Source organism: Streptomyces corallincola, from assembly GCF_019104725.1.
GTDB lineage: Bacteria > Actinomycetota > Actinomycetes > Streptomycetales > Streptomycetaceae > Streptomyces > Streptomyces corallincola.
In genome coordinates this window covers 50,784-61,286 of sequence record NZ_JAHRXF010000039.1, presented here as the reverse complement: position 1 = coordinate 61,286, position 10,503 = coordinate 50,784, and the positions used below count along the sequence as shown (strand labels likewise).

Below are 10,503 nucleotides of genomic sequence, written 5' to 3'. Positions count from 1 at the left end.
CCGCCCCCCCCCCCCCCCGCCCCGCACACCCCATCAGCCCCGCACCCCCGTTCCGCGACCCCCCTCGGCCCCGCACCCCATCTCCGCCCCGCAATCCGCCTTACCCCCCGCCCCGCAACCCTCCCCACTTGACCGGAATCGACATTTCGCGCCCCTTTGGTGGGCTGAACAGGACCGGTTCCGTTCGCATACAGTGCTCGCGGCCGCACGTCGTGGTCGTGGTCGGGGCTGGGGCTGGGGAGGTCGGGTGAGCGGGACGTCCGGTGCCGTGTGGGGCCGCGCCGAGCAGCAGGACTTCCGCAGCCGGGTACGCGGCACCCTGCTGGGCGCCGCCGTCGGAGACGCCCTCGGCGCCCCTGTGGACGTACTCCCGCTGGACGCCATCCGGCACGCGCACGGCGCCGAGGGCCTCCTCGACCTCGCCCCCACCCCCACCTCGCTCCCGGCACCCCGGGCGTCCACCCCCGCCCCCCTCGGCACCATCACCCACCACACCCAGCTCACCCTCTTCACCGTGGACGGCCTCGTCCGCGCCCAGGTCCGCCGGGACACCGGCGCCTGGCACCCGCCCACCGACCTGCACCGGGCCTACCTCCGCTGGTACGCCACCCAGCGGGACTGGGGCCCCGACGAACGGCGCGAGCAGGACGGCTGGCTGGCCCGGCAGGAGTGGCTGTACGCCCGCCGCACCCCGCCCCGCTGCCTCCTCGTCGGCCTCGGCGACGAGCGGATGGGTACCCCGGAGGCGCCCAAGAACCCCGGCGAGCGCGGCCCCGAGGCGGCCACCCGGTCCGCGCCGTTCGGGCTCCTGGTCGGCTGGGAGCCGCAACTCGTCGTCCAGCTCGCCGTGGAGTGCGCGGCCCAGACCCACGGCCACCCCGCCGCGCAGCTCGCGGCGGGGGCGTACGCCGCCCTCGTGCACGCCCTCGCGCGCGGCGAGAGTCTCGACGGCGCCGTCCAGCGCACCCTCGCCCTGCTCGCCGCCCGGTCCGGCCACGAACCCGTCGCGGACGCGCTCCAGCGCGCGCTCGGCGCCGTACGGCAGGGACTGCCCGGCCCCTCACGGGTCGAGGAACTCGCCGGGGGCGGCGGCGCGGAAGGGCTGCTCGCGGTCGCCGTCTACTGCGCCCTCGTCGGGGACGACGTACGCCACGGGCTCACCCTCGCCGTGAACCAGAGCGGCCCCTCGGCGGCGGCCGGGGCGCTCACCGGCGGCCTGCTCGGCGCCCTGCACGGCGACACCGCGCTCCCCCCTGCCTGGCTCGCCGGACTGGAGGGCCGCGCGACGATCCTCGAACTCGCCGACGACTTCGCGATGGAGATGACCCAGTCCCCGGCCCTGCACACCCCGGCCGCCTCCAGCCCGGCCTGGCTCACCCGCTACCCGAGGGCCTGAACCCCCGGCCGGGGGTACGAGGGACCGCGCGCCCGGCAGGCCCCGCGCCCCCCAACTCCCTTGCCGGTCAGCTCACTTAAGCTCCGCCGGACAGGGCGTTCCCCGGGGCAGCTGGTAAGGCGCCGCCAGGCGGTACGTGCCTGGTTTCGGGGCGTCCAGGATCGTCCACTTGTCGCCGTTGGCGTCCTCGACGGACTCGGTGAGGCAGCCGTTGACGTTGCGGTACGACTTGGGCAGCCCCGGCGCCCGGTGCTTGGACGCGTCGGTCTCCTCGGGGGCCGCGAGGCTCTTGCCCTCGGGGTCCACCACGCTCAGCCAGGGGGAGTACGGGATACGGATCAGCACCCGGCCCGCGCGGCGCACCCGGAGGGTCATCTCGCCCTGCTCGGCCCGGTCCACCACCGCGTCCGGCTCGGCCAGCGGGGTCGGGTCGGTCACCTGGAACAACTGCCAGTTGGCATCGCCCCAGACCTGCTGGAGATACGGCATCCCGCGCAGCAGCAACTCCCGCTCGCGCACGCCCCCGTCCCCGTCCGGGGCGCCCTTGGGCAGGACCACGAAGTGGATCGCCCAGCGCTGCAACCACTCGTGATAATTGGCGGAGTTGAGGGTGTCGTCGTAGAAGAGGGGGTTGCGTTCCATGTCCGCCTGGCGGTTCCAGCCGCGCGCCAGGTTCACGTACGGCGCGAGCGCGGACGCCTCGCGGTGCGAGCGGGCCGGGACCACCTCGACGCGGCCCCGCTCGGCCCCCTCCTTCTGCAACTGGTTGACCAGCGGCGCCAGTTCACGCGCCCAGGAGGCGGCCGGCGTGGTGTGCACGACGTCGTCCACCGTCTTCATGCCTATCCAGGCGAAGAAGCCGACCGCCGCCATCACCACCGCGAACCACTTCCGCGACCGCGGCACCGTGAACGGCAGCGCGGCCACCAGCACCACCCCCGAGAAGAGCATCGGCAGCCGCGATATGTTCGACCCGATCTGTGAGTTGATCAGCCACACCAGCACCACGCTCACCGCGTAGATGCCCGCCGTCAGCCGGACCGTCCGCCACTCCTTCGGTACGAGGAACACGCACACCGCGCCGAACAGGAACGGCAGCGCCGCGGACCCGAACGAGATCGGCTGCGTACCGGAGAACGGGAACAGCCACGCCGACGCCGCCACCACGGCGGCCGGGGCCAGCCCCAGCGACCAGGCGCCCGGCCGCCGCTTCTGCAGGAACATCGCCGCCGCGACCAGTCCGACGAACAGGCCCGCGACCGGCGAGGACATCGTGGCGAGCGCGGCCAGCGGGGCCGCCACCAGACCCTTCGCCCAGCGCTTGTAGCGCCAGCGGTGCGGCCAGCAGAACACGGCCGCGACCGCGCCGAGCGCGAACATCGTGCCCAGCCCGAACGTCACCCGCCCCGACAGCGCGTTGCACAGCAGCGCGAACACACCCGCCAGCGCCACCGACACCGGGTTGCGCACCGACCGGCTGCGGATCAGGACCAGCGTCAGCAGCCCCGCCGATGCCGTCCCGGCGATCATCATCGTGGTCCGCACCCCGAGGACCGACATCAGATACGGCGAGACCACGCTGTACGACACCGGGTGCATCCCGCCGTACCAGGCCAGGTTGTACGCCGAGTCGGGGTGCCGCCCGACGAACTCGGCCCACGCGTCCTGCGCGGCCAGGTCGCCACCGCTGTTCGCGAAGGTGAAGAACCACAGGATGTGCAGGGCTCCGGCGAGCACGGTCACCCACAGCACGGGGTGCGCCAGGAAGCGGGTGCGCAGGGACTCCGCGGCGAGCGCGAGGCGGCCCCGTTCCGGGCCCGGCCCGGAGCGCGCGTATGGCTCCCCGTACGACTCCGGGTCCGCGTACGGCCCGCCCTCGTACGGCTTCGTGCCGTGGCCCTCCGGTTCAGCGGCCGGGGCGCCGGTGCGCTGCTCCGGATCGGTGTCGCCGGCGTGCGTCTGCTCGGTTGTGGCCACCTGAAGGCACTCCCCGTGTCCCAGTCTTCTGTGCTCGGCCTCGTCTTCCGATGTTCCCGGCCGCTTCCCGTCCAGTCCCACGGCTCGTCACCGAGACCTGCGGCCTGCCCCTTTCGTGACGCTAGCACGCACCCCGCCGCGGGTTTCCGGCGGCGGGGTGCGGGTGGTGCGGACGACATGTGACCGGTCGGCCGGTACCGACCGGCCGGTCACGCGTCGTCCGGTACGGCTCAGCCGAGACGCGTCAGCTTCGCGCCGAAGCCCGGCTCGGTCAGGTCCCGCTGGAGCGCGACCGGGACCTGGACCCCGCCCGCCGAACCGTCGCCCACGGTCAGCGAGCCGACCTTGGTCCCGGCCTTCGCGGTGTGCGGCACGTCGTCCGACGTGAACGACAGCTTCACCTTCAGCCCGGACCAGCCGCTCGCCGTCACGTCCTGCGTGGCCACCACCGGCGTACGGCCGCCGACGCCGTCGTCCACGTACCCGACGACCTGGCCCTTCCTGATGATCGTGGCCGGTTTCAGCGCGCCCTGCGCGGCCCGGATCAGCTTGTCGCCCGCGTCCAGGACACCGCTGATGATGGTGTTGTCGAAACCACCGGCGGGCTGGCGCATCACCGCGCCGATGATGGTGCGGGTCTGCCCGCCCACGTCCTGCTTCGCGGCGAAGACGAGGTTGCCGAGCGCGGAGCTGGTGGTGCCGGTCTTGATGCCGACCACGTTGTTCCGGCCCACCAGCCGGTTGTAGTTGGAGTGGTTGACACCCTTGTAGTCGTCGTACGACATCATCGCGGAGACCTCGCGGAACGCGGGCTGCCGCATGGCCGCCTTCGCCAGCTTCAGCTGGTCCACGGCCGTGCTGACCGTGGAGTTCGTCAGGCCCGAGGGGTCGGTGTACGTCGTGTTCACCATGCCGAGCTTCTTCGCGGTCGCGTTCATCTTCGCCACGAACGGCTGCTCCGTGCCGGAGTCCCAGCGGGCCAGCAGCCGCGCCACGTTGTTCGCGGACGGCAGCAGGATCGCCTCCAGCGCCTCGCGCTCCGAGATGGAGTCGCCCGCGGTCACCGGCACGGTGGACTCGTCACCGGCGTCCGACTGCTCCTCGGCCGCCTTGTCGATCTTGATCTTCGGGCCGTCCTCGCCGCTCTTGAGCGGGTGGTCGCGCAGGATCAGGTACGCGGTCATCACCTTGGCGACACTGGCGATCGGTACGGGCTTCTGGGCGCCGAACGTGCCGAACGTACCGACCCCCTGCACGTCCACGGCCGCCTGGCCGGTCGCGGGCCACGGCAGCCGCGTGGGCGCGCCGGGGAAGGTGTACGTGTCCTTCGCCGTCAGGTCCAGGGTGGGGTCCGGGAGCGGGCGGAAGTTCTGTACGACCGCGAAGACGAGGGCCAGGAGGAGGACCAGGGGGGTCCAGATCTTGACCCTGCGGACCAGGGTGCGGACCGAGGTCTCCGGGGGCGGCGGGGTGTTGGTCAGCTCCGCCAGGAGGTCCAGGGGCGGTTTGGGGGGAAGGGGCTGCTGGCGCGTGCGTTCGGCTCCGCCGAGCTTGAGCATGGTGGTGGGGTGGTCCTGGGCGGGGGGCGTCGTCCCACTCCCACCCGTGCTGCCCCTGGGGGTCCCGCGGGTCCCGTCGCCGGGTGCGGGGGGCGCCTGCGGGGGTTCCTCGCCCTCGGCGTCCGCCGGGTCCGTCTTCGGTGCCGCCTCGGTTTCGCTTTCGGCGGGGGGAGTCTGCGGGGACTTCTCGGCGGCTTCTGCTTCGGCGTCGGCTTCGGTGGCGTCGGCGGGTGCGGGTGACCCCTGCGGGGTCTTCTTGGCGTCGGCGTCGGCTTCCGCGGGCTCGGTCTCCTCGGCGGCTGCCTCCGCCTCCGGCGTCTTCGCCGCGTCCGCCCGGTCGTCCTCGGGCTCCGCCTCGGTGGGCTCCGCCTTCGCGTCCGCTTCCGGCTTCGCTTCCGAGGGGACGGGGGCCTTGGGGGCCTCGTCCTTGGCGTCCTTGGGGGCCTCGGGAGCCTTGGCGGCCTTGTCGGTCTTGGCGTTCTCCGGGGCCTTCGGCTCGGAGTCCTGCCCGGGTTCCTCCGGCTGCTCGGCCGCCTCCGGCTTCCGGTCCTCGGGGGTCTCGGGGTCCTCGGGGGATTGGGGGGCCTCGTCCCCGTCCTGCTGCGGCTTCTCCGGCTGCTCCGATGAGCGGAGCCAGGCCGAGACCGCGTCGCGGAGGTCGGCGTCCGTGTTCTCGCCGGCGGGCTCCTCAGCGGGCTCCTCAGCGGGCTCCTCGGAGGGTGAAGTCGCCTCTTCCCGGGATGTGTTCAGCTCGCGGACCGACAGGACGGTGGTCGCTGTGTCCGTGGCGGCCGGGGTAGCGGCCGGGGTCGGGGAATCCTTCTCGCGGGCCACCGCGAGCCGGGGATCGCGTGCTTCGGGAACCGGCCCCGCGCTCCCCGACGTCGTTTCCGCCGACGCCTCGTGCTGCTTCGACCTGTCGGGGGACTCGCCCGCCACCGATGCCTCCTCATGCGCCGCACGCCCACTCGCGCGCCCTGTCCGAACCATGTACCAGTGTCCCCGTGTGAGGGCTTGGCCTGTGCGAGAGACGAGAACGACATATCTACTGGTTCCCGTACGAACCGGTCACGTGCTCTCGACAGACCAATGTGAGAGGGGTCACCCTGTCATTCATCCACGCGGGGAGGCATGGATGGGCAGGAGCCGCAGAACCATTCCGGAGGAGCTGCTGCTGCTGGCGCTGGACCCGACCACGGGTACCACCGCGCAGCCGCAGTCGCTCGATCTGGGTCTGGCCGGAGCGCAGCTAGTGGAGCTGGCGATGGCCGGACGGATAGCCCCGGACGGGGATCGTATCGCCGTGGTGGTGCCACGGCCGACCGGAGATCCGACTTTGGACTGCGCGTTGGAGTTGCTGCGAAGGCGTGGCGCTCCGGTGCGGGCGGTCCACTGGATAGGCGGACCACGACTAGGTCTCCGCCAGATCTACCTCTCGCACCTGGAGCGGTGCGGCATGGTCGCCGCCGTGCCGGGCCAGATGTGCGGGGTGCTGCCGACGACGCGGTACCAGGCGACGGACACGGAGATCAGCCGGGAGATCAGGGCCCGGCTGGACTCGGCGATCCGTACCGGCGTACCGCCGGACCCGAGGACGGCGGCGCTGGCCGCGCTCGCGCACGCCGTGGGGCTCGGCAAGCACCTGTATCCGGGCAACGAGGGACGCTCGTCCCGGTCCCGGCTGCGGGACCTCATCCGGCACGACCCGATGGGCGGACTCGTCGCGCACGCCGTGATGGACGTGCAGAACGGGGCCGGAGTCCAGCAGCGGCGCGGTCAGCCCGCCGCCGCCCCGCCGGGGCGCGCGGTCGCGGAGCCCGCGCGCGGGGTGCCGATGCAGCCGAGCCACGGGAGCAGGGCGCGCGTGGTCGCGCACTGAGACCGGGACAGGTCCGACGACTGGCGTGACGACCGGTCCGACGACCGGTCCGACCGGTTCCGGGAGCCGCCGGAGAGGCGGGGTGACGGGGTTCGTACGAGCCCCGCCGCCCCGCCTTCGTCATGTCCCGGACCGGTCAACAAGCTTCCCACTCAACCCCATTCGGCACGTACGCGCTGCATATCCGCTGTTTCCCAGCGGTGGAAAGCGCCTTGGTGGCAGTCTGACCAGCAGCAGATACGCAAAGTGAGATTCAGGCAGACAGCCGGAGGTGCCGTTCCGTGGCGTCCAATGTCAACCCCACCGTCAGGCGTCGCAGGCTCGGACAGGAACTGCGCAAACTGCGTGAGCAGAAGGGCATGACGGCCGAGGAGGTCGCCGAGCGCCTGCTCGTGTCGCAGTCGAAGATCAGTCGGCTGGAGAACGGCCGCCGCAGCATCAGCCAGCGCGATGTGCGCGACCTGTGCGGGGTCTACGAGGTCGAGGACCAGCGGATCGTGGACTCGCTGATGGAGATGGCCCGCGACTCCCGCCAGCAGGGCTGGTGGCACACGTTCGGGGACATCCCGTACAGCGTCTACATCGGTCTGGAGACGGACGCGGAGTCGCTGCGCGTCTACGAACCCCAGCTCGTCACGGGGCTGTTGCAGACCCCCGCGTACGCGGAGGCGCTGGTGCGGGGCGCGTTGCCGGAGACCTCCACCGAGGAGATCGAGAAGCGGGTCCGGGTGCGGATGCGCCGCCAGGAACGCGTCACCGCCGAGGGCAACCCGCTGCGGCTGTGGGTCGTGCTGGACGAGGCCGCGCTCCGCCGTGAGGTGGGCAGTCGGCTCGTCATGCGGGAGCAGCTGGAACACCTGCTGGAAATGGCCGAGTTGCCGCATGTCACCGTACAGATCCTGCCGTTCGAGGCGGGCGCGCATCCGGGGCTGAACGGGCAGTACGCGATCCTGGAGTTCTCGGACGCGGCCGACTCCAGCGTGGTCTATCTGGAGGGGGTCACCAGCGACCTGTACCTGGAGAAGGCGCCGGACGTGCAGCGGTACGCCGTGATGTACGAACATCTGCGGGCACAGTCCCTCAGTGTGGAGCAATCCCGGCACTTCATCGCGGAAGCGGCGAAGAAGTACGCGGACTGAGGGCCCGGAACAGGAAGTGCCGGATCGTACACCGTCGCCCGGCTCCAGCGGAAGGCTCACTTGGAATATGCCATCCGCTTGGGTGAACGGCCCCTCCGTGGAGTGGAGTTGCCCGGTAGCGTCGATCACGCCAATCAGTCGGACCGGTTGGCGTGAACCGCACGAGCGGCAACTCGCAGGCAACTCTCAACAGGAGTGGACATGGCACTGATTCAGGGCGCTTCGGAGATGTGGATGAAGTCCTCCTATTCCGCGGGCAACGGTGCCTGCGTCGAGGTGAGGACGGCCGTCGAGGCGGACCTCGCCGTGCGCGACTCCAAGGACGTCGAGGGCCCGGTGCTGGCCTTCCCCGTCGCCGCGTGGAACACCTTCGTGGCCTCCGTCAAGGCGTAAGGGGTCGTCCCTGTCCGCCCCCACCACAACCTCACACGCACCACCGCGAGCCCCCTCGACCAGACGCCGTCCTCGCCGAGGGGGCTCGCGCACGCCCGGACGTCAGCCGATGGTGCGCGGGCGTCCGTGCGGTGGCCGGGCGGGCTCAGCCGAGCTGGGACTCGATCGCGGTGATGATCTCCGGGTCCTCCGGCTCGGTGCGGGGCGAGAAGCGGGCGGTGACCTGGCCGTCCCGGCCGATGAGGAACTTCTCGAAGTTCCAGCGGATGTCCCCGGTGTGGCCCTCGCCGTCCGCGAAGCCGACGAGGCGCTCGTACAGCGGGTGGCGCCCGGCGCCGTTCACGTCCACCTTCTCGGTGAGCGGGAAACTCACGCCGTACGTCGCCGAGCAGAACTCCGCGATCTCCTCGGCGCTGCCCGGCTCCTGCCCCGCGAACTGGTTGCACGGCACCCCGAGCACCGTGAACCCCTGCGCGCCGTACCGTTCCTGCAACCGCTCCAGCCCCGTGTACTGCGGCGTGAGCCCGCACTTCGACGCCACGTTCACGACGAGCACGGCCTGCCCGGCGTACTGCCCCAGCTCGGCGGAGCCGCCGGTGAGCGCCCCGATCTCGGTGTCCAGGACGGAGGTGTGGTGATCTTCAGTCGTCATGGGGTCGATGCTAGGGCCTGCGCGTGAACAGGAGGGGGAGCGGGCGGTCACCCGCAGGCGCCCTCCACCAGGACGTCCCCCGCCGCCGTACGGGCGTACAGCACCGAGCGTCCGGCACGTGCCGTCCGCCGGACGAGACCGGCCTCGCGCAGCACCTTCAGATGGCGGCCGACCGAGCCCAGCCCCTGGCCGGTGACGGCGGTGAGCTGGGTGGTGCTGAGCGGGCGGGCCAGCAGGACCAGCACCTCCGCGCGCCCGGCGCCGAGCAGCGCCCGCAGCCCGGCGGCGACCGGGGCGCCCGCGTCCCCGTTCCCAGCCCTGGCCCCGTCCGCGTCCCTGTTTCCCTCTCCGGCCAGGACACCGGCGCACGGATAGACGATCGCGTACCGCTCGTACCCCTCGCCGCGCTGGCCCTCGGCACCCTGGTGCACCGTGCGACCGGCTCCCCTCTCCTGACGGCGCTCAGCATGTTCGCCCCCGCGCTCACCCAACTCCTGGGCGCGACCGTGCTCCTCTCCGGCTCCGACCGGCTCCCGCCGCGCGCGGCGCTCACCACCGTCTCGTACACCGCCGCCCTCACCACCGCACTGCTGGCCGTCCCCGGCCTCCCCGTCCCGGCCCTGCTGGGCCTCGTTCTCCTCCAGGGCCTGATCTCCTCCCTCGCGGGCGGGGTCCGCTGGGGACTGCTGCACGAGATCGTCCCCAACGGGTCTTATTTGCAAGGGCGTTCGCTGTTCAACATGACGAGCGGCCTGACCCAGATCGCGGGGTACGCGACGGCGGGCGCCCTGCTGACGTGGCTCGCCCCCGGCACCTGCCTCCTCCTGGCGGCGGCGCTCTGCCTGGCCTCCGCCCTGACCCAGCGCCTCGGCCTCACCGCCCGTCCGCCCAGGGCGACCGGCCGCCCCTCCCCGGCGGCGACCTGGCGCGGCAACTCCCTTCTCTGGAAGGACCGTTCGAGACGACTCCTGCTGCTGGGCCTGTGGCTGCCCAACGGCCTGGTGGTGGGCTGCGAATCGCTCTATGTGTCGTACGCCCCCGAATCGGCGGGTGCCCTCTTCGCCTGCGCGGCGCTCGGCATGTTCCTGGGCGACGTGCTGGTGGGCCGCCTGCTGAGCCCGGCGTCCCGCACCCGCCTGGCCACCCCGCTGCTGACGCTGCTGGCAGCGCCGTACGTACTGTTCGTGGCCCAACCCCCGCTCTACCTTGCCCTGTTGTGCGTGACCCTGGCGTCGGTCGGGTTCGGGGCGAGCCTCGTACAGCAGGAGCACCTGATGGCCCTGACCCCGAAGGAGCTGACGGGACACGCGCTCGGTCTGCACTCGGCGGGCATGCTGGGCACGCAGGGGGTGTCGGCGGTGCTGGCGGGCACGCTGGCCCAACTCAGCAGTCCTGCCTGGGGGATGACGGTGATGGCGGGAGCGTCACTGGCCGTCACCGGGGCGCTCTGGGCATGCGGAAGGCCCGCCCACCGAAGTGAACGGGCCTTCCGGAGCGCGTGATCGGGG

The 10,503-nt window shown here is 72.1% G+C and carries 7 protein-coding genes and 2 pseudogenes; 5 read left to right on the top strand and 4 right to left on the bottom strand.

Going from position 1 to position 10,503, the window contains the following annotated elements:
- The first annotated feature begins 247 nt into the window (after positions 1 to 247).
- Positions 248 to 1,396, top strand: coding sequence for an ADP-ribosylglycohydrolase family protein (locus KUM39_RS21740; RefSeq protein ID WP_217787414.1), 1,149 nt, complete (start codon positions 248 to 250; stop codon positions 1,394 to 1,396).
- 72 nt (positions 1,397 to 1,468) lie between these two features.
- On the opposite strand, the gene KUM39_RS21735 is transcribed toward KUM39_RS21740, so the two are convergent.
- Together KUM39_RS21735 and KUM39_RS21730 are read right to left on the bottom strand one after the other, a co-directional pair.
- Positions 1,469 to 3,373, bottom strand: coding sequence for a DUF8823 domain-containing protein (locus KUM39_RS21735; RefSeq protein WP_217787413.1), 1,905 nt, complete (start codon positions 3,371 to 3,373; stop codon positions 1,469 to 1,471).
- Positions 3,374 to 3,603: 230 nt separating this feature from the next.
- Positions 3,604 to 5,871 (bottom strand): D-alanyl-D-alanine carboxypeptidase, encoded by a 2,268-nt coding sequence (locus KUM39_RS21730; RefSeq protein WP_308288198.1) that lies wholly within the window; start codon positions 5,869 to 5,871, stop codon positions 3,604 to 3,606.
- A 196-nt stretch (positions 5,872 to 6,067) separates the two neighbouring features.
- On the opposite strand from KUM39_RS21730, the gene KUM39_RS21725 reads away from it, so the two are divergent.
- From KUM39_RS21725 to KUM39_RS21715, 3 genes are all read left to right on the top strand, one after another.
- The gene (locus tag KUM39_RS21725; RefSeq protein WP_217787411.1) at positions 6,068 to 6,811 is read left to right on the top strand and encodes a GOLPH3/VPS74 family protein; all 744 of its coding nucleotides are present in this window, start codon (positions 6,068 to 6,070) and stop codon (positions 6,809 to 6,811) included.
- Between the two features lie 281 nt (positions 6,812 to 7,092).
- Entirely contained in the window at positions 7,093 to 7,950 is an 858-nt protein-coding gene (locus tag KUM39_RS21720) for a helix-turn-helix domain-containing protein (RefSeq protein WP_217787410.1), read from the top strand.
- A gap of 201 nt (positions 7,951 to 8,151) precedes the next feature.
- Entirely contained in the window at positions 8,152 to 8,343 is a 192-nt protein-coding gene (locus KUM39_RS21715) for a DUF397 domain-containing protein (protein WP_217787409.1), read from the top strand.
- Between the two features lie 145 nt (positions 8,344 to 8,488).
- Here KUM39_RS21715 and KUM39_RS21710 read toward each other — a convergent pair whose 3' ends face one another.
- The gene (locus KUM39_RS21710; RefSeq protein ID WP_217787408.1) at positions 8,489 to 8,995 is read right to left on the bottom strand and encodes a glutathione peroxidase; all 507 of its coding nucleotides are present in this window, start codon (positions 8,993 to 8,995) and stop codon (positions 8,489 to 8,491) included.
- Positions 8,996 to 9,042: 47 nt separating this feature from the next.
- Positions 9,043 to 9,396 (bottom strand): annotated as a pseudogene (locus KUM39_RS21705) (ArsR/SmtB family transcription factor); the annotation flags it as partial.
- On the opposite strand from KUM39_RS21705, the pseudogene KUM39_RS21700 reads away from it, so the two are divergent.
- A pseudogene (locus tag KUM39_RS21700) lies at positions 9,394 to 10,497 on the top strand (MFS transporter); the annotation flags it as partial. The pseudogenes KUM39_RS21705 and KUM39_RS21700 overlap by 3 nt on opposite strands.
- Positions 10,498 to 10,503 lie beyond the last annotated feature (6 nt).

Coding starts and splice junctions, on each gene's coding strand:
- KUM39_RS21725 (WP_217787411.1), top strand. CDS start 6,068: ATGGGCAGGAGCCGCAGAACCATTCCGGAGGAGCTGCTGCTGCTGGCG.
- KUM39_RS21715 (WP_217787409.1), top strand. CDS start 8,152: ATGGCACTGATTCAGGGCGCTTCGGAGATGTGGATGAAGTCCTCCTAT.
- KUM39_RS21710 (WP_217787408.1), bottom strand. CDS start 8,995: ATGACGACTGAAGATCACCACACCTCCGTCCTGGACACCGAGATCGGG.